Here is a 20,545-nt window from a genome sequence, read left to right on the forward strand (position 1 = left end):
TTAGGCTTAATTTATAAATGAAATTTATTTAAGGCAGAAACTTTTCTCTTAATTCTAAAACCATAGCTTTAGATAAAGGCTTGTCCATAAAATCTTTAATATTGTTATTATCCGCAGCACGCGCTTTATCGTCAGGGTTTAGTGATGAGGTAAGCATAACCACAATATGTCTACCTTTTTGTGAAGCGTCTAGCTTGTCGTATTCTATCATAAATTCAAAACCATTCATAGCAGGCATATTAATGTCCAGAAAAATTAAATCAGGCTGTGGGTAAGAATCTTCTTGTCCGTTATAGTTCCCTTTAGACGTGAGATAATCTAAACCTTCTTGTCCACTAGTTACCGAGTGGATATTATTAGCAACTCCAGCAAGGTTAATAATTATTTCATGATACTCGTTGGTCGCCTGATCGTCATCAATAAGTAAAATAGTATTGAATTTTTTCATATTGTTTTTAATTTTTTAAATATAGTAAAATAAAAAGTACAGCCTTTATTTAATTCTGACTCTATCCAGATTTCTCCTTTATGCATGTCTACAATTTTCTTGCATATCGAGAGTCCGATACCTGTACCTTGATAATCATTTCTGTTGTGTAGTCTTTGGAAAATAACAAAGACGCGTTCAAAATACTTTTCATCCATACCAATCCCATTGTCTTTAACTTTAAAGAGCCAAAAATCTGATTGTTCTTCAACAGTAATTTCTATATAGGGATCGGTACCTTCTTTTCTAAATTTTAAACCGTTATTAATTAGATTCTGAAACAGTTGTTTTAATTCCATTTGCAACCCGTTAAGGGTTGGTAAGGGATCGAAAACCACAGTTGCATTACTGTCTTTAATAATGAGCTCATGATCTAATAGGATTTCATTTATAATTGCATTTAAATCTACCGTTGTAACCGTTTTTTCTTTTCCAATTTTAGAATAATCTAGTAAGTCTTTAATTAAGGTTTTCATTCTTGCAGAAGCATCCTCCACATGAGTCATGTATTTTAGTGCATTATTATCGAGTTGATCGATATACAATTCACTAATAAGATTAATGTAACTTGTCATTGTTCTTAGTGGCTCTTGTAAATCATGAGAAGCCACGTATACAAATTGTTCTAACTCTTTGTTTACGGACTGTATTTCTTCAATTTGTTTTTCTTGAGCTGTAAAGCTTTTTTTAAGCGCATTGGCCATTTTATTAAAAGCGCTTCCTAATTCTGCTAACTCGTTTTGACCTTTTACTTTTATGCGTTCATCTAAATTACCCTTACTCATTTTTAAAGCGGCCACCTTTAATTTATGGATGGATCTAGAAATAGAAAATGTAATTTGAAACGTGATAATAATAGCTAAAATCACTCCAAAAGCTCCTGTAAAAAGTATTATTCTGGAGACAGACTTTAAATTATCTGCGAGTTCATTATTATAAGATTCAAATGCACGATTATAGTTAATATCGAGTTGCTTAATGCTTTTATCTATCGAATAGGTTAAATTGGAAAAATCAGTATTGTATAAACCTCTCGCTAAATCCGTTTTATTCTCTTGTTCTTTTATATTTAGTAAGTCCTTAAATTTTATGGTCGTATGTATTAAGTCGTCTGTATTAGCAATAAGTGTTGCTAGGTGATTTCGGTTGGCGTGGTCTTCGGCAAGCGCGTCATGAAGTGTTGTTAGTTCTGTAACGATATATGTAAGTTCAACTTCTACAATCCCCTTTATTCTGTTAATAGAACTAATTCTATCATCACCATTAACTCTATTGCTAATTAAAAGGTTTAACTCCTTATTAATACCTTCGTATTTATTTAAGATCGTTACTGCAGGGTTAATTTCAGACTGTAGTGTTTGGTAGGTTTGTGTCGCTCGGTTAGAAATAACTTGGTTTAACACAATCTCTACTAATAACACAAGAATTAAGACTCCAAAAGCAAGGATTAATTTATGGCTTATTTTCATAGGTCAGTATTTTATCTTTTTGTTTTTACAACAGGGTCGTCTTGCGTGCCGTATTGGTAGAGAGAAAAGTAAATGCCTTTTGAGGCTCCGTTTTTATTAATGGCAATATTACCACAAATACCCTGGTAGTAATTTACACTGTAAAGCGCTTCTCTTAACCAATCATCAAAGGCGGTATCCTTATCCTTTTTAGCGTTAATTGTTTTTACTTTACTTAGAATAAGATTCATCGCATCGTAAGCTTGCATAGTTGGCCAGTACGAAGCCGGCTTTTTAGAAAATGTGTTTTCAAATCGCGTTAGGAATTCATGAGCTAAAATATAATTGCCATCGGTAGGAGTAAAGAAAGGAAATTCAGTGCCTTGAATTGCGCCTTCAGAATTCTTGTAAAATGCAGGATCTAATAGAACTGTAGATCCGAAAAATGGAGCCGTAATATCTAAGTCTCTAGCTTCTTTCATTGCAAAACCCAACTCTTTGTAACCAAAAAACGCATAGGCATCATATTGTTCTGCTTTGAGTTGAGTTAAATGCTCAGTAAAAGAGGTTTGGTCTACCGCAATTGGAATGGTTTTGGACGCAATCTCATAGCTGTCTAACCGATTTTTTACTTCGTTACTCGCCCGAGTCATATAATCATTAGGATATTGAAACAAAGCTACTTTTTTAAGCCCTAGTTCTTTAATACGTCCAGCAATAAGTCCGTTGGCCTGTTCTGTGGATTTAGCAATTTTAAATGTGTTTTTATTTAAAGAGGAGAGCAGCTCGTCATTATTTAAAGGGTTTACAAGAATAACGTGGTCTTGTAGAATGAGGTCTTGAACGCTTACCGTAGCATCGGTATTACTTACAAAAAGAACGTTGATTTTATGCGTATCGCGTAAGTTGTTGTATGCCCGAACAGCATTCTCGGGATTCCATTTTCCGTCTTCAATAAAGAGGTTGACTTTAGGCTCACTCTCTAAGCGATTGGCGTTGTATTCGTCTACCGCCATTTGCATTGCGTTTGATGGATCAATTCCTAAGTCTGTAGCTCTAACTGATAGGGGACCGATATACCCAATATTTATTTCTTTAACCTGTTTTGATTCACAGCTTAAAAAACTAAGCGCGAAAAATAATGAAAACAGGTAAATAATAGAAGATGAGGTTGTTTTATTCATGGTGGTTGGTATGGGGTAATATAAACTTTAATCTGATGTGTTGTAGATGGTTGTTAATTACTACTTATGTTCTTTTATACGGTGAGTAACTCGGAAAATGAAGTCACTTATTCTTATTTAATGTGATAAAACCACAAGGTAAAAACAATTGCTAAAAAAATAAGCTAATTTATTGATTTTATATGCCGTTCACTATTTATCACGGTGTTTGATACAGTGGGGTTTGGGACTAAGCTTAAAGGGGCTGTGATTGGTTTTGATATGAATTATTCGAGCTAACGAGTTTTATCACTTACCAAAGTTAGCTAGTTGTGCTTGTAAAGTGTATTTGTAAACATTAGGTAAGTATCTATCGACCCAAACGATAGCGCGTGATTGAGGTCGATTAAATAATACTATTTCTACCTACTTGTGTTATTTATTTCCTAAATTGCCCGCTTATCGACCTAGCGACTTTATCATAGGTGGAATTATTTACCAACCCACTAACCTATGAAAAACTTTACGAGATTATTGTTTATAATAACAGTAATAGGGATTACAAGTTGTAGTCCGAAAATCACTTCAAATTTTACCAACCGACAGCCGGAATTAACTGTAGATGATAAAATAGCACTTTTAGATATCGAACACACCCTACCGGAAAATACTGTAAAGGTTGGAGAGTTGCGATTTCAAGATTCAGGATTTTCTACAGATTGTAGTTTTAATAGTTTAATGGCTCAGGCAAGGGATGAAGCTAGGGAAAACGGAGCTAATATTGTAAAGGTTGTAGATAAAAAGAAGCCAGATTTATGGAGCAGTTGTTATCGATTGCGTATAGAGCTTTATAAGTACAACGGCGAGGTGTCCGCTTTACCTCAATACAAACTACAATTAGACTAAACTATAAAAACCAATCCATGAAAATTATTATCAAATCATTTCTATTAGTATCAGTTTTATTTCTTTCAAGCTGTGCAACAATTGTTTCGGGGTCAAGACAAAATGTTGAAATAACTTCAGAACCGAGTGCTGCAACAGTATTTATCAACGAAATTGAAATAGGAAACGCCCCTGTTCAGAAAAACCTTAAAAGAAATCAAGACTATCAATTAACTTTAAAACTTGATGGCTATAAAACCTACGAAACTAAATTAGAGCGAAAATTTAATGCTTGGTATCTTGGTAATATTTCTATTGGCGGACTAATCGGAATTATAATAGACCCGATAACAGGAGCAATCCATAAACTGAAGCCTGAAGAGATAAACGGTAATCTAAAAAGCGGCACAACCTACAAAACTAAAGGGGGTAATTTATTTATAAAAGTAAGTCTAGAGATTGATCCTAATTCCGAAAAAGTAGGGCAATTAGAAAAATCGGAATAAGTCTTGTTTTTAATGAGTTACTCAGAATAAACACAAAATTAATGAACTTATAACTCGGTTTTATTTGTTGAATTAGGGGAGTAGTGCTTTGCGGATTATAAGAAATAATATGAGTTTTCCTATGGTATTCCGAAGGCTTTGTATGTACTATTTGATGTTATAACAGATTAATAAAACATCTAAAACCAATAACCTAATCCCTTAATCACGATGAAAACGTTCTTATTTCTATTTGTTTTTTAGTGTCTTTTCTAATTTGTTAATCGCGCAAGTAGGAGTTGGCACATTAAATCCTCAGGCTGCACTAGATATTGATTCAGAAAACTCTGGTTTGTTAATTCCTCGAGTAGCACTTACAGGAGTGAATGATAATATAACGGTTAGCATTCCTTCAGGAGCTGGTATTGAAGTCAGCACACTGGTTTATAATGATGCAACCGGCGGTTTACAACCGGCTGGTTTTTATTATTGGGATGGTAGTTCATGGTTGCAAATGGCAACAACCGAAAAGCGTGTTTATATGGGAAAATTTAGAATAACAGCTTCTGGGAACAGTACGATTTCAGGGTTGCCTTTTAAACCTCAAAGCATAGCGTTTAAAGCCTATGCTAATGTTGAAGACTATAATTTAAATAGCGACAATGGTACGGGTAATAATAATACGGGAATTCCAAACTATTTTGGTTATATGCAGGGGTATGCTCAAGAGGATGATGGCAGTATCGCACAACAAGTAATCGCAGGGGGTGCAAGTGCTAATTCTGTAAATGACCATTCGCGATACGCGTCTAACGGCCATTGTATTGGTGTTCGGTATGCGAACCAAAACGGCGATTCTTTAGGGCTAACGACAGCTTTTATCACGTCTTTTAATGCAGATGGTTTTACTTTAAAATAGATAATTTTTCTGACGGTTTGGTAGTGATTTACACTGCTTACAAATAGGTGTAATAATCAAGTGTCTTTTTTTGAATAGAGGACGCATTATAAGAGTGTAAATTTCATTTTAGTTGGTATCCTCTTATACTGTTGCAAAAACGGTTTTTATAAAAAAATGTTACCTTAAGCTATGAATAGAAACGCAACGTGCGTAATCTTTTAATTCAGCTTTAGGACACTTATGGTGTGTTAGCTGACAACGCCAAGCCTATGATTACCCAGCTAAAGAGTATTGTGTTATTATTCATTCTTATATTTATGTCTTCTTGTAATGGTCAAAAGGAGTCAGGATTGCCTACGGTTTTTGAGGCTAACAAAACAACAAATCAAGTACATCGTGACGATAGGGACGTTGTAACCAATGGGTTATTAGATAAAAATGGAGACATGTGGTTTACTACTTTAACCGAAGGTGTTTATAAATACGATGGCTCTTCGTTTGTAAACTTCACAACACAAGATGGGCTTTGCTCTAATAAAGTTAATGCGGTTATCGAAGATAAAGCTGGTGTTTTATGGTTTGCTACTTCCAAAGGCTTGTGCCGATTTAATGGTGAAACCTTTGCCACAATACCGCTACCACAGGAAGATGCGCTTAAAGTGTCCCCAATAACCGGGTTGCGAAGTAGAACAACTCAAGAAGTACTTTCGTTAATTCAGGATAGTAAAGGCGGCTTCTGGTTAGGAACCCTAGCAAGTGGAGCTTACTATTTTGACGGGGAAACGTTCACCTCATACCTGCGATTTAAGGGGCGTATTCACCCAGATGACAAGGTGTATAACAATGTGATTCAAAGTATAGTTGAGGATGATTTTGGTAATACATGGCTGACCTCACAAACTCACGGAGGGATTACACGTTATGACGGTAATGGCTTTACAAACTATTCATTAAAAGATGGCCTTACCGATGACATGGTTTTTTCAAGTTTTAACGACCGCGATGGAACCCTTTGGTTTGGTACCCTCGACAATGGTCTTATGCTTTATAAAGATGGTGGTTTTAAGTTTTATGATGAAACCGACGGACTAAATAATAATATGGTGTCCTGTTTCTATCAAGACCAATCAGGGACGTTATGGATAGGTAGTTTTAGAGAAAGTACTGTGACCTGGTTTGATGGAGAGGCCTTTTCTGTAGTTCCTTTTGATAAGGATCAAAAACTTGTCGAATTACGGTTTATCGCAGGCGATAAAGACGGCAATGTTTGGTTTGGAGGACGATATGGACTCTTATACCGTTATGATGGCACCGAATTAAAAGACTTTACGCACCTAAAAAGAATGAATTAAATCCGTATTTGTTGCTTTAATTAAAAATGTTCAATGGCGCGGTTTAATTTCATTGACATTTACAAATTACTTTATCTGTATGATGTTTAAATGAGTCCACTTATTTTTCGTAATTTATTTTCTATTTTGTTAATAGTGCCTTAAATTTAAATTGAGTAATTAGTAGAGTGCTCAATTTAAACTAGTAAAATCAAGGTTTGGACGCAAATGTCATAAAAATGTCGTCATTAAACCGCTATCAATTATAGGTTTTAAGCCGTAAACTTGTGTCATAATTAATTACGATAGACTATGAACGAATTAGGAAAAAAAATTAAAGAAGCACGAAAGAAAAAAGGATTTTCGCAAGAAGAATTAGCAGATTTAGCAACCATTAATCTGAGAACCCTTCAAAGAATAGAAAATAATCAAAATGAACCTCGTGGAAAAACACTGCATTTAATTTGTGAAGCATTACAAATCAATGCCGAAGATATTCTGGATTATGGTAAACAGAGTGATAATTCTTATTTGGTACTTTTTCACCTTTCTGTTCTTTCCTTTTTAGCTATTCCAATAGGGAATATTATCATACCCTTAATTTTATGGGTAACCAAAAAGGATAAGGTTATTGGATTAAAAAAAATGGGGGCGAATGTTTTAAATTTTCAAATTGTATGAACATTCGTAACCTTTACAATTGTAATTGGCTATGCGTTATTGAAAATTATGCATTTTGATAATTTTAGTTTCTTAGGTTATGTGTTTATCGGCTTATATCTTTTAAATATAATCATACCTATTGTTTCTGTCATTAATTTGAAGAAAAACAAGATAGAGGCGCCCTACCCAACATTAATTAAATTTATAAAGTAATCTTTGAGACATGAAAAACAATTCATTCATCCATACTAGTGTTATTGGTTCATTAATTTTTTCATTACAGGAATGCTACTAATGATTAACAACCACGTTAATAGTGCTAATTTACTTTTATTAATTGGAGTGGTTTTCACTGTTGTTTTTTTAATCCTTAGGGTTATGGAAATTAATAAATCAACTAAGTTAAGCTCTAATCAAAAAATAGTTTGGACAATAGGCTTAATTGCTTTTTGAATTTGCCTTTGATACTGTATTATTTTATCGGTAGAAAATACGTGTAGATTTTAAGAAGACTATTCAATAGAGTATGGTGTGGAAAAAAATACATTGTAAAAAGGACAAACAAGCTGTTTTTAAATAAAACAAAATTTGATTTTATATGAGAATAGTTTTCTCAAAAGAAGTGAACAAGGTTGACGCCTATATAGCACTTGTAAAAAGTAAAACCCTGATAACTAGTTAGTTAAAAGGGTTTTTTGATAGTGGAGTCGGAGAGAATCGAACTCTCGTCCAAACAAGTAACCAAAGAGCTTTCTACACGTTTATTCTTTTCTTAGGTTTTCGATTGTAAGCTGGTTAAAGACAACCTACTTACAACTTATCTTCTTTAGTTTCAATTAGGCGTCAAAGCGCCACCTAATCTATCTTGACATTTACGATGCCTCAAAATGGAACGCCGTCAATCAAGGCTTTCCGGAGACATAAAGCTTGTACACCTTGTGTACCGAGGCTTAATCCTACTATAATTCGGATTAGGCAGCTAAAGCGTAGTTATTCTCGCCGTTTAAAAAGTTGACTTAGCCTTTTACGTGTTTCAAAATCATTACACGACGTGCTTACCGTTTAATTAATCTCGCTGTCAAAACCAGTCGACCCCAATTAAAGATAATTTTTTTAGTGCGTTTCCCTACGGCGCTGTCGCTTTGTAGTGTCGGGCTTTTCGCTGTATCTTTTGCTAAAAAGCAAAAGGATGTCGCTGCAATCCCTAACGCGCTTCACCTAGAAACACGATAACCTGTTTCAAGGAATACAAAATTAATAAAATTTATATAGTTAACACCAAAACCGTGCCCTTTTATAAAAATATTAATGAAACCTTTTTAACTCCTGTTTTAAGGGAGTTATCGTCCCATAAACAAGCTGTTTGTCATGAGAATTAGAATTCTTAAGATGATATAGGTCTTAATATCAATTGTTTAGTGTTTGTTCATGTTGTAACGCGGTTACAGATTAGCACCGTGTTTATCCAGCTAGGGCGAAGTGATATACCCTGTTAAATAAAAATATTTGTTGGCAACAATTATTTTTAACAGTATTTTAGCAAGGCCTTAAACCAGGTATAACTATAAAAACCAAGAACAGCCTATGAAGTTTGCTATTATTAAAGAGCGTAAAAACCCGCCAGATCGTCGGGTGGTGTTTTCCCCTCAAGCATTAGCTATTTTAAATAATAAATATCCGGAAGCCGAAGTGGTTGTCGAAGCTTCAGATATTCGTGTTTTTCCAGATAACGACTATAAAACATTAGGGTTTTCAGTTACCGAAGATATTACAGATGCCGATATTTTATTTGGTGTTAAAGAAGTTCCTGTCGAAGCACTAATTCCTAATAAAAAATACTTTTTCTTTAGTCATACCATAAAAAAGCAACCGTATAACCGCAAGCTTTTAAAAGCTATTTTAGAAAAAAATATAGAGTTATACGATCATGAAACCATTGTAAGACAAACAGGATCACGATTAATTGGTTTTGGTCGTTATGCAGGACTTGTCGGTGCTTATAACGGGTTTAGAGCTTTGGGTTTAAGAGATAAGCTGTTTAATCTACCAAAAGTAGAAACACTTAAAGATCTTGATGCCGTAAAAGCAGAATTAGATAAAATTACCCTTCCAAATATTAAAATTGCACTTTCAGGAACAGGAAAAGTGGCTAAAGGGGCTCGTGAAATTTTAGATCATTTAAAAATTAAACAAGTTAGTGATGCTTTGTATCTAACCTCTCAGTTTTCAGAGCCTGTTTATTGTATGGCCGATGTTATGGAATACAACAAACGCGCCGATGGTAAGGTAGGAGAGAAGTATGAATTTTATAAAGATCCTTCAGGGTATGTCAGTAACTTCATGCCTTACGCTAAAGAAACCGATATGTTTATTGCAGGCCATTTTTATGGTGATGGCTCTCCGTATTTATTCACCCGTGAAGATGCAAGACACCCAGATTTTCGTATTAATTTGGTAGCTGATATTTCTTGTGATATCGATGGTCCCGTGGCATGTACCATTCGCCCATCGACCATTGCAGATCCTTTTTATGGCTACGATCCAATAACAGAAAAAGAAGTGGCTTACAATGCTAAGAATGCCATAACAGTGATGGCGGTAGATAATTTACCTTGCGAATTGCCTAAAGATGCCAGTGAAGGTTTTGGAGAACTGTTTTTAGAACATGTTATTCCTGCCTTTTTTAATGATGACGAGCGCGGCATTTTAAAACGTGCACGTATAACCACTGCAGATGGGAAATTAACCCGCCGCTTTGCGTATTTGCAAGATTATGTAGACGGTAAAGTCTAGTCTGATACTAGTATAAAACAAAAAACCACGTGATCATTCACGTGGTTTTTTGTTTTTATTTTGTGGTGATCATTATCTTTTTAAAGGCGTAAAACCCGACGCTTAAAACACATCCTGTGACTAATGTAAATGCCCAAAAATCGGAATGTGTTTTTGGGGCTAAAAAGAAAGCTAAACAGTCTTGGAGTAGTGGGATTGGATTACTTAGTATTTCCCAAGAATTATACCGTAAGAAACGGCCTAGATAAATGCCAAAGCCAGATAAAAAACACGTGCAGTATATTAGGGATACTGCGAATTGTTTAGTTATTAATTTACACCAAACACTGTACATATCACATAGGGAAATATAAAATAACAAGACCCCTACACCAGCAAAACTAAAAATAACTAAAGCGTCTAACCAGACCAAATGCGCAGCACTCAGTCTTAAGTGATAGAGGTCGGTTACAATATAAGGGGCATTGGGTAAAAAGAGGAGCCAAAGTATGCTTGTAAAAGCAACTTTAGTTTTTGATATATTAGAGATACTCAATAAATAAGTCGACAATAGAAAAGGAATGCCTGCTAAAAATAGATTCCAAACTAAAAATAAAAAGTAAGAGGTGTTTGTGTATTTAATCCTAAACGAGAGTAGTAGTATACAACATAGAGTTGATGAAATTAATAGCGGACTTACTTTTTGGCGGTTAATAATTAGGGAACTATATGTTTTCATTTTCTTAATATTTTATTGTCTATAAGTAATGCGGTAGCAATGCCTAAGGTGTAGGCAAGTAAATCTTGGTAGCTAAAGTGGCTTCCTAATACAAGTACTTCTAGATGGTTGTCTTGAAGTCCTAAAATAGTCAAGACATTAAAAAGCTGAAGAATTTCGATTGTAAAGGCAATTGATAAAACAGTGATGGCTATAGGTAGTGTTTTAAATGTAGTGATGCTTTTTATGCCATAAAACAACATAATTACTACTAAGAAATCACCAAAAGTGTGCCTGATAAATCCTGATTTCAGCAAGATAGCAATGAGCAGCTCGATAATAAATAACGCTATAAATACGCTGAAAAATAATAAGTGGAATCGGAGTTTCATAGATAATGAGGTTTACTAGTAAATAGATGAAATGTGGTTAACGCATAATGTGTTAAGAGTAAGTTGGTTAATCTGGTAATACGGTTTTAATAGGCATTTAACGGAATTGTAATTTGTACTAAATATGTACTGATAGTGCAAGAATGTTGATTTATAATACTGGAAACCTAATGTGCACGATCTTTAAGGGTTGAGGTGTAGACCGCACATGTATTAAGAAGATGATACTATCCGTTATTCCAATCTATTTTTCTAGAAACGAACATAACGATAGCTAATATTGTAAAAAGTCCTATACTCCCTACCAATAACGCATAGTTCTCTAATTGAATAATCACAAAGATAAAACTGTACAAAGCGGTTAGTGAGGCGCCGATAAATAAAGGGAATTTCCGGTTTTTTAAAACTGATTTTGAATATAAGGTTATAAGGGTTATCACCGATCCTCCTGCAATAATATATGCTTTTAAAAAATTACTGTGTTCACTTATAGATATTAATAAGGTGTAAAACATGGTTAAGGCTATACCAATCATTAAATATTGAAAAGGATGGATGTTAATTTTGCTTAAGGTTTGGATTAAGAAAAACAATAAAAAAGTAAGACCTATAACAAGGAATCCATATTTTGCCGAGCGTTCACTTTGCTGAAACTCATTAACCATAATAAGGAATTTTGTTCCAAAAGCATACTGATCTAGAGCAGGGATAAGGTCTATATGTTGCTGAGAAAAGGCGCGGTTTAAATGTGTTACCTTCCAGTCGGCACTAAAACCATCCTTGGTGATTGTTTTGGTTTGGTCATTAGGTAAGAATTCACCGTTAAAACTTGGGTTTGCCCAATTAGAGGTCATGCCTAATGTTGTTGTTTTTCCTATGGGTATAATTTGTAGACCTTCACTTCCGTTGTAAGCCATTTTAAAACTATATGACATAGTATTGTCGCTAGCTATGGGTAAATCTGCTGTATTTAAAAATGAAGATTCTAGTATATCCAAGTCATGATTAGTACCGCGGTCGAAAGTATTGTAATTGGTTTCAAATGCATAATCTGTCGCAGCTACATTAATTTTTATTGCTCCTTTTATTCCTTTTAAGTTGCTTGTTTTGACGATAAATGTAGCTTTATCCCACAGGATGTCCTCTTGTTTTATGCCTTTTAATTCTAGATTTGGTGATGAAAAAAAGCCATTAAAATCTAAGTTAGCACTATAAACTACCGACTCGTAATTACCTCGTTTTAGTGTTTTTGAAGCTACATCTGCTTGAACATCTAAAGTTTCTGGAAAAATGTAGGCGTGTTTTAGTTTGGTTTCAATTTCGGTAGTATGCGTTTTTGTTTTTTCATTATACGTTCTTTTCTCAGAATAGCTTTTATAGGGAAGCTTTAATAGTGGTCCATAAACCATAACATGCTCTCCCCATTTGGAGTTTATTTCATGTATAACATTTGTCTGCCGCGCGGCGCGTTCACGAATTAAACTATTTATGTAAGATAGGGGGATTAATAAAACCAAGGTTAAAAAACCTACCATGACTAAGCGGGCCGTTAGAGATGTTTTTAACCATTGCCCAAATTTACTTGATGTTTTTTGTGGTATTGCAGACGAAGAAGTACCGTTATTGTCGTTTGAATAGTTCATAAATTAAAGTTTTAAAGTACTTTGAAATTCAAAGTGTGTGAATAAAAAAATATTATTTAATATGTATTAGTTTTTCTAAAGCGTTTATATGCTTGTTAAATTCAGCTTTACCTAAAGCGGTAGTGCTATATCTAGTGTTCGGTTTTTTACCGATAAATTGCTTTTCAACCTTTATGTATTCCGCTTTTTCTAAAGCTTTGGTATGGCTCGCCAAATTTCCATCGGTAGCTCCTAAAAGCTCTTTAAGCATATTAAAATCTGCGTACTCATTCACCATTAAAATAGACATGATGCCCAATCTAATTCTGTGATCGAATAGTTTATTTATGTTTGTAATTATGCTCATATATTCACTCTGCCCTTTCTATAATTCTCTTACATCCTATTTATTGGCCGTAATGAATTTCATTATCATTAATGTTCTTCATTTTACTAAAAAGTATGGTCATACCGAAAGACACAACACCGAAAAAAACAGCAATTGGAATAAGTATGATTACAGCTTGATTTGTTGTTTTTCTACTGGCCGTTTGGTTCAAGAATAATTTTGATTCTCGAGTAATCTCATCACCGTCTATAACACCATTTTTGTCACTGTCGTAAAACTCAAATTGTTGATCAAATTTATTGTTAGAGTAGTAGGTATATCCGAGTCCGCTGATATAAACTAAAACCATAACAAGTACGCCTATTTTAAGTGCTTTTTTCATTTAATATCGTATTTAAAGTGCATAATAGTTCCGTAAATGATGTGCATGATACCAAATCCTATAACCCATAACCAAAATCCATAACCAGGAAACAGTGCTGCAATAAGACCTAAAGTTATTTCAATAAACCCCAAGTATTTTATGTCACCAATACTATACTTCGATGCGCTAACTAAGGCTAATCCATAAAAAATAAGCATTAATCCTCCTGTTTGCCCATATTTACCTTGAGTTAATATAATTAAAATGTATATACCTCCGGCAACTAAAGGAATTAAAAAGTTGGATATTAAACGTTTCGAAGAGCTGTCCCATATTTGTTCTCCATTTTTTTTAGCCTTCTTTGTGGTGAGTAGTATACCTGTAATAATACTAAAAAGGGCAACCAGAAACAAGACTAACATTACGGTTCTAAAAATCCAACCGTCTAATAAAAGCGTTCCGGAACTGTAGGTGTCGACCAAGTAATAGGCAATTGCGGCACCAATTAAAGCGTAGATACCAGCGAGAATGCCAGACAAACCACTAAGCGAAATAAATCGCGAAGACTTATTCATTAAATTTTTGATTTCGCTTATATCTTTTAAATAATCTTTTTGCTTCATATTAAAAGTACTTTGAAAAACAAAGTAAAGTGTTTTTTATGAGTCACACAAGTAAATTGTTTTAAATTATTATTTTATGCCTTCTTATTAATCATTTGCAAGTTTATGAATCCCGCGGAAACGTATTTAATTGAAGCTTCAGAACCTTATCGGTCTATATTATTACACTTACAACTGTTGGTGGCGACGACGCTTCCGGAAGCGGAAATGAAGTATAAATGGAAACTGCCTTTTTATTAGTATAAAAAGAAAGCGCTTTGCTATTTTAATCTCAATTTAAAAAAGAAGTATGTGGATTTGGGCTTTGTACTAGGAACTCAATTACAAAGTCATAAAGAGTATCATATCACAGAAAACCGAAAAAAAATGATGTCTCTTCGTTATACCTCCCTAGAAAAGATAAAGAATGAAGTGCTAATAGATATTTTAAACGAAGCGCGTACACTCGTTTTAAAAGAATTAAAACAAACAAAGATGTGATTAAATATGGAGGTATTAAATAATTACATTTTCAAGATTTCATAGTGAGAGCAGCATGAGAAGTTCTCTAAAAAATCACTAGCCCTTTTTATAACGCACTGTTGGTCCGTTAGGATTTGAAAACTCCAAATGTGTTTCGGAGATGTTATACTGTGTTGTTTTTTGTAGTTGCTTACGGTATTCATTTTCCTTATTGTCAGGGCAGGCCATAAGTGTGCTAATACCATGGTTAAAACGTATAAGATCGTTTTCGGTAAACAAATTACCGCCTAGACCATTGCATCCACTAAATCCAGAATAGGTTTTTTCTTCGGCGTTGATAATTAACGTCGGCAGTTTTTTGTTGAAATTGGCAACCGATACCGGTTCATTTTTTATGGATTCTAATACCCAAGTGCCGTTTAATCTGTAATCTAAAATATAGTTCCCAAAACCTTCAAAGGTTTTTGATGCCTCAGTTTTCGTTTTGTTAAATACCAAGGTTGTTTTATACTGCGGTTGTTCCTGTTCGTTTTCGCTGTCTTCTTGAGCTATGGTAATTACAACTTCGCCTAAGGGTGTATCGCCTTTATAATGTTTAATATTGGCATCGGCAACTCTAGTGACTTCTGGTGTTTTAATTTTGAAATGCTTAAAACGACTGTCTTCAGAAGTGAATGTTATAAACTCATTAGAAAGTTCTAAGGTCCAAATACTATCTGATCCAAACCCTATAAAAAAGGTTGAAATAGGCGCGGTACTGCTCTTTAAAGAACCTCCAGTTGTACTTACTGATGATTCTGAAGGCATCGCGTTTTTGGATGGATCTTTGCTTGCGTCCTTGCAGTTAAATAGGAAAACTAATAGGGAGCAGGTGAGTAGGTAAACCAGAGACTTATTCATAATAGAAAAGGGGTTTAAAACGTATTTATGGTTTTTCTTATTGCAACTAAATTCGTTAATAAAGGTTCTAAGTTATCTAAGTGTAACATATTAGCCCCATCACTTTTAGCATTTGCAGGATCAAAATGTGTTTCTATAAAGAGTCCGTCCACATTATTTACAATACCGGCACGTGCAATCGTTTCTATCATATCTGGTCTACCACCGGTAACACCAGCACTTTGATTAGGTTGCTGAAGTGAGTGGGTAACATCTAAAACGGTAGGTGCATAGTGTCTCATGGTTGGTATGCCTCTAAAATCGACAATCATATCTTGGTAGCCAAACATGGTCCCACGATCGGTAATCCATGCTTTTTCATTACCGGCATCTTTTACTTTTTGTACGGCGTGTTTCATGGCTTCCGGACTCATAAACTGTCCTTTTTTAAGATTAACTACTTTACCTGTTTTTGCTGCAGCCACTACTAAATCTGTTTGGCGAACTAAAAAGGCAGGGATTTGTAATACATCGACATACTGAGCGGCAAATGCAGCATCGCTAACCTCGTGAATATCGGTAACGGTCGGGACGTCGAACTTTTCAGAAACTTTTTTAAGTATTTCTAAAGCCTTTTCATCTCCAATTCCGGTAAAGCTATCAATACGGCTTCGGTTGGCTTTTTTAAAGCTGCCTTTAAAGATAAAAGGGATTTTTAATGTATTGGTAATGTTTAATACACGCTCGGCAATTCGGAAAGCCATATCTTCACCTTCTATGGCGCAAGGACCACATAATAAAAAGAAATTATTGCTATCGGTATGTTTTATTTTAGGAATATGTTGAAGTGTCATATGAATATTTTTATAATATTACAAAGATAGTATTTGTTATGGTATAGAAAACTTTTTTTCCGATTGAAAAAGGAGTCTCTTTTGAGGGCGCATTAGCGATAGTAGCGGCATCCTTTTTTATGCGATAAGTCATTAAGCATTAAAAAGATATAGCGAAAAGCGCGGTCCTTTTTTTTGATAAAAAAAGAGGGAATGCTATTAAAAAAAAAATTGTATTAATTATCCATTTTTTATAATTAACTTTGCAGCCTTAAAAAAAAGGCACCAATATATGGCTAAAATTAAAAACATCGCAATTATTGCACACGTAGATCACGGAAAAACAACAGTGGTAGACAAGATTATGTACCATTGTCAACTGTTTCGTGAGAACGAAAATACGGGAGATTTAATACTTGATAATAACGATATCGAGCGTGAGCGTGGTATTACTATTACTTCTAAAAACGTATCTGTTATTTATAAGGATACAAAAATTAATATTATCGATACTCCTGGTCACGCCGATTTTGGTGGTGAAGTTGAACGTGTTTTAAATATGGCCGATGGTGTAGTATTATTAGTAGATGCTTTTGAAGGTCCAATGCCTCAAACGCGTTTTGTACTACAAAAAGCAATTGACTTAGGATTAAAACCTTGTGTGGTTATTAACAAGGTAGATAAGGAAAACTGTACTCCTGATGAGGTACATGAAAAAGTGTTTGACTTAATGTTCGAATTAGGAGCAGAAGAGTGGCAGTTAGATTTTCCTGCAGTTTACGGTTCAGCGAAAAACAACTGGATGAGTACAGACTGGAGAAATGAAACTGACAATATTGAGCCGTTATTAGATATGGTTGTTGAGCATGTACCAACTCCAAAATTTGATGAAGGAACAACACAATTATTAATTACATCTTTAGATTTCTCTTCTTTTACAGGTCGTATTGCGATTGGTAGATTACAACGTGGGAAATTAGAAGAAGGACAACAAATATCATTAGTTAAACGCGATGGTACTGTTACGAAAACTAAAATTAAAGAACTTTTTGTTTTTGAAGGATTAGGTCGTAAAAAAGTACAAAGTGTTCAAACAGGAGATATCTGTGCTATTGTAGGAATTGAAGGATTTGAAATTGGGGATACAGTTGCTGATTTTGAAAACCCAGAAGGTTTAAAATCGATTGCTATCGATGAGCCTACAATGAGTATGTTGTTTACTATTAACGATTCGCCTTTCTTTGGAAAAGACGGAAAGTATGTAACGTCTAGACATATTAAAGAGCGTCTAGAAAAAGAATTAGAGAAAAACTTAGCACTTAGACTTGGTGAAACAGGTAGTGCCGATAAATTTATGGTGTTTGGCCGTGGGGTATTACACTTATCGGTATTAATCGAAACCATGCGTCGTGAAGGCTACGAATTACAAATTGGGCAACCACAAGTAATTATAAAAGAAATTGATGGGGTTAAATGTGAGCCTATCGAGGAATTAACTATCGACCTTCCAGAAAATGTATCTGGTAAAGCGGTAGAGTTTGTAACCATGCGTCGTGGTGAAATGCTAAGTATGGAGGCTAAAGGAGATCGTATGGTATGCGAATTCTTAATTCCATCTCGTGGTATTATTGGTTTACGTAACCAATTGCTAACAGCAACAGCGGGTGAGGCTATTATGGCACACCGTTACAAAGAATACCAACCTTTAAAAGGAAGTATTCCTGGACGTATTTCAGGATCTTTAGTGTCTATGGAAAACGGAACAGCGATTCCTTATTCTATCGATAAATTACAAGATAGAGGTAAGTTCTTTGTAGAGCCAGGAGAAAGTATTTACGAAGGTCAGGTTATTGGTGAGAATTCGCGTCAAGATGATATGACTGTAAATATTACAAAAGCTAAAAAACAGAGTAATGTACGTTCTTCGGGAGCAGATGATAAAGCGAAAATTGTACCAGCAATTAAATTCTCTTTAGAGGAAGCTTTAGAATACATCCAAAAGGATGAGTATGTTGAAGTAACACCAAACCACTTACGTATTCGTAAAATTTGGTTAAAGGAAACAGATCGTAAACGTAACAAGATTGTTTAATTTACAGATTCTGTAATAGATTTAAAAAGAGGAACTCTACTGTAGAGTTCCTCTTTTTTTATATATTGAATTGATGTTATGTGCTAACATAGAAATAAACTTAATTTGAGAGCTTATGGAACTATTTGGAATTACAGGTGCTGAATATATTGGTTACTTGGCCTCTTTTATGGTGTTACTATCATTTACTATGAAAGATGTTGTAAAACTTCGACTAGTAAATATGATGGGGTGTTTCCTTTTTGTTCTCTATGGGTTTCTAATACCATCGCTTCGTGTAGGGCTACCAATTATAATTGCTAATGGGGCTATATTTTTAGTGAATTTTTACTTTGCTGTTTTAAAACGCCCATCTTCGGACCCAGCTAAAAACTAAACATTTAAAGCCTTAGCGATTAAAGTCATTACGCGACTTGCCTTCTTCGTCTTCTTTGAGATAAAGTCTGCCAAGATTTTCTATATTTACAAAAAAAAAGAGACTACTATGTACAGCCTTTATTTCGATCCCGGGTTGGGAGCTATGATTCTACAAGCTATTATAGCTGCTGTTGCAGGTGTAATCTTGTTTTCTAAAAACGTGATGTATAAAATAAAAACGCTTTTAGGGTTAATAAAACACGATGACCAGGAGTTGTTTGACGATATTAATGTTAACGATTCGAAGAGCGAAAATAAAACAGACAGTGACCACTAAAGCCATTCATTCATCTTCTTTTAGGGATCCTTCGGGGTATGTGTTTACTGATAACGGGGTTATTAAGCGCGTTATTAATCCGATTTATTTTGAGCACTATTACCGTTTAAAATCTTCAGGATTTTTTAATACACTTTTTAAAAACGAACTTTTAGTAAAGCATGAAGAGTTGTCTGCTTCAGACGATGAAATTATTATACAGCCAGAGTTTATTCCCTTTATTACTTACCCTTATGAGTGGTGTTTTAATCAGTATAAAGAAGCGGCATTACTCACTTTAAAACTACAGAAATTTTGTTTAGAAAACGGGTTTTCTTTAAAAGATGCCTCTGCTTTTAATATTGTGTTTCATAATGGTAAAGCAATTTTTATTGACACCTTGTCCTTTGAGTTTTATCAAGAAAATACGCCGTGGCGCGCTTATAAACAGTTTATAACTCATTTTCTAGGGCCGTTGGTATTAGCTCATTTTCACGGTTCTGAAATGTTGAAGTTATCTAGCAATTTTATTGATGGTATTCCGGTGAAAACCATCGCGTCCTTATTGCCTTTTAAAACTAAACTCAACCCCTTTTTATATTCTAATATTCACTTACTAGCTAAATTTGAAGAGAAACATAGCACCGATTATAAGGGGGAAACAAAAGTGGCTAGCCTGTCTAAAAAAGGGCAGCTAAATATTATTGAAAGCCTTTATAGCTACATTAAAAAGCTAGAGCTTAAAGAAGCTTCTGAATGGGGGAAGTATTACGAGAAAACCAATTATTCTGATACCGCTTTTCAGCTAAAGTCGGCTATCATTAATAAATGGATTAACACGCTTAATACCAAAACTGTAATTGATGTTGGGGGTAACGATGGCACGTTTGTTAGACGTATTACAGCGCCCTTGCAGCAAGCTTTGGTGTGTGATATAGATAATAATGCTGTTGACTATAACTATAAACAAATCAAGCAGAATAAAGAGCGCTTTATCACACCTTTTGTTTTGGATGTTTTAAATCCTTCGGCAACAATTGGTTTTAATAATCAGGAGCGCCAATCATTTATCGAGCGTGTGTCGGCTTTTCATCCGGATGTTACCTTGGCCTTAGCAGTTATACATCATATGTCATTATCTGGAAATGTTCCCTTTAGTGCGTCGGCTAAATTTTTTAGGGCTTTCTCTAATTATTTAATTATTGAATTTCCTAAACGTGAAGATTCATGGGTACAACGACTATTAAAATCTAAAGGCGAGTTTGAATCCTATTTTGATTTTTATAACCAAGTTAATTTTGAATCGGCTTTTTCTTTGTATTTTGAGTTAATCGAAAAGCAATCCATTGAAAAGTCGGAACGCGTAATGTATTTATTTAAAGTGAAATAGCTTTTATACATTG

22 protein-coding genes, 1 other RNA gene and 1 pseudogene are annotated in these 20,545 nt (G+C 34.5%); 12 read left to right on the forward strand and 12 right to left on the reverse strand.

Features of this window, described 5'->3' with window-relative positions; translation table 11 throughout:
• Nucleotides 1–28: 28 nt before the first annotated feature.
• From BLV64_RS07555 to BLV64_RS07565, 3 genes are read right to left on the reverse strand one after another with little or no spacing between them, the layout of a single operon-like run.
• Complete coding sequence (locus BLV64_RS07555; RefSeq protein WP_092133622.1) at nt 29–448, reverse strand: response regulator; 420 nt, start codon at nt 446–448, stop codon at nt 29–31.
• Complete coding sequence (locus BLV64_RS07560) at nt 445–1,956, reverse strand: sensor histidine kinase (protein ID WP_092133624.1); 1,512 nt, start codon at nt 1,954–1,956, stop codon at nt 445–447. Before BLV64_RS07560 ends, BLV64_RS07555 begins: the two co-directional genes overlap by 4 nt.
• Nucleotides 1,957–1,967: 11 nt before the next feature.
• A complete protein-coding gene (locus BLV64_RS07565) occupies nt 1,968–3,119 on the reverse strand; it encodes an ABC transporter substrate-binding protein (RefSeq protein WP_092133626.1) in 1,152 nt (383 codons plus the stop codon).
• A gap of 492 nt (nt 3,120–3,611) precedes the next feature.
• Between BLV64_RS07565 and BLV64_RS07570 the strand changes: the two genes are divergently transcribed.
• From BLV64_RS07570 to BLV64_RS07590, 5 genes are all read left to right on the forward strand, one after another.
• The gene (locus tag BLV64_RS07570; RefSeq protein WP_092133629.1) at nt 3,612–4,004 is read left to right on the forward strand and encodes a hypothetical protein; all 393 of its coding nucleotides are present in this window, start codon (nt 3,612–3,614) and stop codon (nt 4,002–4,004) included.
• Nucleotides 4,005–4,021: 17 nt separating this feature from the next.
• Entirely contained in the window at nt 4,022–4,489 is a 468-nt protein-coding gene (locus tag BLV64_RS07575) for a PEGA domain-containing protein (protein ID WP_092133631.1), read from the forward strand.
• Nucleotides 4,490–4,721: 232 nt separating this feature from the next.
• A complete protein-coding gene (locus BLV64_RS07580; protein WP_092133633.1) occupies nt 4,722–5,387 on the forward strand; it encodes a hypothetical protein in 666 nt (221 codons plus the stop codon).
• Nucleotides 5,388–5,686: 299 nt separating this feature from the next.
• Entirely contained in the window at nt 5,687–6,721 is a 1,035-nt protein-coding gene (locus BLV64_RS07585; protein ID WP_177165308.1) for a ligand-binding sensor domain-containing protein, read from the forward strand.
• Nucleotides 6,722–7,012: 291 nt separating this feature from the next.
• Nucleotides 7,013–7,381 (forward strand): helix-turn-helix domain-containing protein, encoded by a 369-nt coding sequence (locus BLV64_RS07590; RefSeq protein WP_245705881.1) that lies wholly within the window; start codon nt 7,013–7,015, stop codon nt 7,379–7,381.
• Between the two features lie 681 nt (nt 7,382–8,062).
• Here BLV64_RS07590 and ssrA read toward each other — a convergent pair.
• Nucleotides 8,063–8,459, reverse strand: a transfer-messenger RNA (tmRNA) gene (ssrA, locus tag BLV64_RS07595).
• Between the two features lie 488 nt (nt 8,460–8,947).
• On the opposite strand from ssrA, the gene BLV64_RS07600 reads away from it, so the two are divergent.
• Nucleotides 8,948–10,156 carry an NAD(P)-dependent oxidoreductase gene (locus BLV64_RS07600; protein WP_092133638.1) on the forward strand — a complete coding sequence of 403 codons (1,209 nt, stop codon included), beginning with the start codon at nt 8,948–8,950 and terminating at the stop codon, nt 10,154–10,156.
• A gap of 55 nt (nt 10,157–10,211) precedes the next feature.
• On the opposite strand, the gene BLV64_RS07605 is transcribed toward BLV64_RS07600, so the two are convergent.
• From BLV64_RS07605 to BLV64_RS07630, 6 genes are all read right to left on the reverse strand, one after another.
• Nucleotides 10,212–10,874 carry a DUF1361 domain-containing protein gene (locus tag BLV64_RS07605; protein ID WP_092133640.1) on the reverse strand — a complete coding sequence of 221 codons (663 nt, stop codon included), beginning with the start codon at nt 10,872–10,874 and terminating at the stop codon, nt 10,212–10,214.
• Complete coding sequence (locus BLV64_RS07610) at nt 10,871–11,245, reverse strand: ribosomal maturation YjgA family protein (RefSeq protein ID WP_092133642.1); 375 nt, start codon at nt 11,243–11,245, stop codon at nt 10,871–10,873. Before BLV64_RS07610 ends, BLV64_RS07605 begins: the two co-directional genes overlap by 4 nt.
• Before the next feature lie 227 nt (nt 11,246–11,472).
• Complete coding sequence (gene creD / locus BLV64_RS07615; RefSeq protein WP_092133644.1) at nt 11,473–12,888, reverse strand: cell envelope integrity protein CreD; 1,416 nt, start codon at nt 12,886–12,888, stop codon at nt 11,473–11,475.
• A gap of 52 nt (nt 12,889–12,940) precedes the next feature.
• Entirely contained in the window at nt 12,941–13,234 is a 294-nt protein-coding gene (locus tag BLV64_RS07620; RefSeq protein ID WP_092133647.1) for a winged helix-turn-helix domain-containing protein, read from the reverse strand.
• Between the two features lie 40 nt (nt 13,235–13,274).
• A complete protein-coding gene (locus tag BLV64_RS07625; RefSeq protein WP_092133649.1) occupies nt 13,275–13,598 on the reverse strand; it encodes a hypothetical protein in 324 nt (107 codons plus the stop codon).
• A complete protein-coding gene (locus BLV64_RS07630; RefSeq protein WP_092133651.1) occupies nt 13,595–14,203 on the reverse strand; it encodes a hypothetical protein in 609 nt (202 codons plus the stop codon). Before BLV64_RS07630 ends, BLV64_RS07625 begins: the two co-directional genes overlap by 4 nt.
• Before the next feature lie 105 nt (nt 14,204–14,308).
• Here BLV64_RS07630 and BLV64_RS14720 point away from each other — a divergent pair, with 105 nt between their 5' ends.
• Together BLV64_RS14720 and BLV64_RS14725 are read left to right on the forward strand one after the other, a co-directional pair.
• Nucleotides 14,309–14,443 carry a DUF1801 domain-containing protein gene (locus BLV64_RS14720; protein WP_245705882.1) on the forward strand — a complete coding sequence of 45 codons (135 nt, stop codon included), beginning with the start codon at nt 14,309–14,311 and terminating at the stop codon, nt 14,441–14,443.
• Between the two features lie 27 nt (nt 14,444–14,470).
• Nucleotides 14,471–14,683 (forward strand): annotated as a pseudogene (locus BLV64_RS14725) (DUF1801 domain-containing protein); the annotation flags it as partial.
• A 78-nt stretch (nt 14,684–14,761) separates the two neighbouring features.
• On the opposite strand, the gene BLV64_RS07640 reads toward BLV64_RS14725, so the two are convergent.
• On the reverse strand, nt 14,762–15,565 hold the full coding sequence (locus BLV64_RS07640; protein ID WP_092133653.1) for an META domain-containing protein: 804 nt from the start codon (nt 15,563–15,565) through the stop codon (nt 14,762–14,764).
• A gap of 14 nt (nt 15,566–15,579) precedes the next feature.
• Nucleotides 15,580–16,398: a 3-deoxy-8-phosphooctulonate synthase gene (gene kdsA / locus BLV64_RS07645; protein ID WP_092133655.1), complete on the reverse strand. Its 819-nt coding sequence runs from the start codon at nt 16,396–16,398 to the stop codon at nt 15,580–15,582.
• Nucleotides 16,399–16,669: 271 nt separating this feature from the next.
• Here kdsA and typA point away from each other — a divergent pair, with 271 nt between their 5' ends.
• The 4 genes from typA to BLV64_RS07665 all read left to right on the forward strand — a co-directional run bounded on the left by typA (nt 16,670) and on the right by BLV64_RS07665 (nt 20,532).
• Nucleotides 16,670–18,469 (forward strand): translational GTPase TypA, encoded by a 1,800-nt coding sequence (gene typA / locus BLV64_RS07650; protein WP_092133657.1) that lies wholly within the window; start codon nt 16,670–16,672, stop codon nt 18,467–18,469.
• Between the two features lie 115 nt (nt 18,470–18,584).
• Nucleotides 18,585–18,845: a uroporphyrinogen decarboxylase gene (locus BLV64_RS07655; protein ID WP_092133659.1), complete on the forward strand. Its 261-nt coding sequence runs from the start codon at nt 18,585–18,587 to the stop codon at nt 18,843–18,845.
• Nucleotides 18,846–18,953: 108 nt separating this feature from the next.
• Complete coding sequence (locus BLV64_RS07660) at nt 18,954–19,163, forward strand: hypothetical protein (RefSeq protein ID WP_092133661.1); 210 nt, start codon at nt 18,954–18,956, stop codon at nt 19,161–19,163.
• Entirely contained in the window at nt 19,153–20,532 is a 1,380-nt protein-coding gene (locus BLV64_RS07665; protein ID WP_245705884.1) for a class I SAM-dependent methyltransferase, read from the forward strand. The genes BLV64_RS07660 and BLV64_RS07665 overlap by 11 nt, the downstream gene beginning before the upstream one ends.
• Nucleotides 20,533–20,545 lie beyond the last annotated feature (13 nt).

Source organism: Bizionia paragorgiae, assembly GCF_900107625.1.
Classification (GTDB): Bacteria; Bacteroidota; Bacteroidia; order Flavobacteriales; family Flavobacteriaceae; genus Bizionia; species Bizionia paragorgiae.

Coding starts and splice junctions, on each gene's coding strand:
- BLV64_RS07555 (WP_092133622.1), bottom strand. CDS start 448: ATGAAAAAATTCAATACTATTTTACTTATTGATGACGATCAGGCGACC.
- BLV64_RS07585 (WP_177165308.1), top strand. CDS start 5,687: ATGTCTTCTTGTAATGGTCAAAAGGAGTCAGGATTGCCTACGGTTTTT.
- BLV64_RS07565 (WP_092133626.1), bottom strand. CDS start 3,119: ATGAATAAAACAACCTCATCTTCTATTATTTACCTGTTTTCATTATTT.
- BLV64_RS07620 (WP_092133647.1), bottom strand. CDS start 13,234: ATGAGCATAATTACAAACATAAATAAACTATTCGATCACAGAATTAGA.
- creD (WP_092133644.1), bottom strand. CDS start 12,888: ATGAACTATTCAAACGACAATAACGGTACTTCTTCGTCTGCAATACCA.
- BLV64_RS07560 (WP_092133624.1), bottom strand. CDS start 1,956: ATGAAAATAAGCCATAAATTAATCCTTGCTTTTGGAGTCTTAATTCTT.
- BLV64_RS07590 (WP_245705881.1), top strand. CDS start 7,013: ATGAACGAATTAGGAAAAAAAATTAAAGAAGCACGAAAGAAAAAAGGA.
- BLV64_RS07640 (WP_092133653.1), bottom strand. CDS start 15,565: ATGAATAAGTCTCTGGTTTACCTACTCACCTGCTCCCTATTAGTTTTC.
- BLV64_RS07570 (WP_092133629.1), top strand. CDS start 3,612: ATGAAAAACTTTACGAGATTATTGTTTATAATAACAGTAATAGGGATT.
- typA (WP_092133657.1), top strand. CDS start 16,670: ATGGCTAAAATTAAAAACATCGCAATTATTGCACACGTAGATCACGGA.
- BLV64_RS14720 (WP_245705882.1), top strand. CDS start 14,309: ATGAATCCCGCGGAAACGTATTTAATTGAAGCTTCAGAACCTTATCGG.
- BLV64_RS07575 (WP_092133631.1), top strand. CDS start 4,022: ATGAAAATTATTATCAAATCATTTCTATTAGTATCAGTTTTATTTCTT.
- BLV64_RS07625 (WP_092133649.1), bottom strand. CDS start 13,598: ATGAAAAAAGCACTTAAAATAGGCGTACTTGTTATGGTTTTAGTTTAT.
- BLV64_RS07660 (WP_092133661.1), top strand. CDS start 18,954: ATGTACAGCCTTTATTTCGATCCCGGGTTGGGAGCTATGATTCTACAA.
- kdsA (WP_092133655.1), bottom strand. CDS start 16,398: ATGACACTTCAACATATTCCTAAAATAAAACATACCGATAGCAATAAT.
- BLV64_RS07600 (WP_092133638.1), top strand. CDS start 8,948: ATGAAGTTTGCTATTATTAAAGAGCGTAAAAACCCGCCAGATCGTCGG.
- BLV64_RS07630 (WP_092133651.1), bottom strand. CDS start 14,203: ATGAAGCAAAAAGATTATTTAAAAGATATAAGCGAAATCAAAAATTTA.
- BLV64_RS07655 (WP_092133659.1), top strand. CDS start 18,585: ATGGAACTATTTGGAATTACAGGTGCTGAATATATTGGTTACTTGGCC.
- BLV64_RS07610 (WP_092133642.1), bottom strand. CDS start 11,245: ATGAAACTCCGATTCCACTTATTATTTTTCAGCGTATTTATAGCGTTA.
- BLV64_RS07605 (WP_092133640.1), bottom strand. CDS start 10,874: ATGAAAACATATAGTTCCCTAATTATTAACCGCCAAAAAGTAAGTCCG.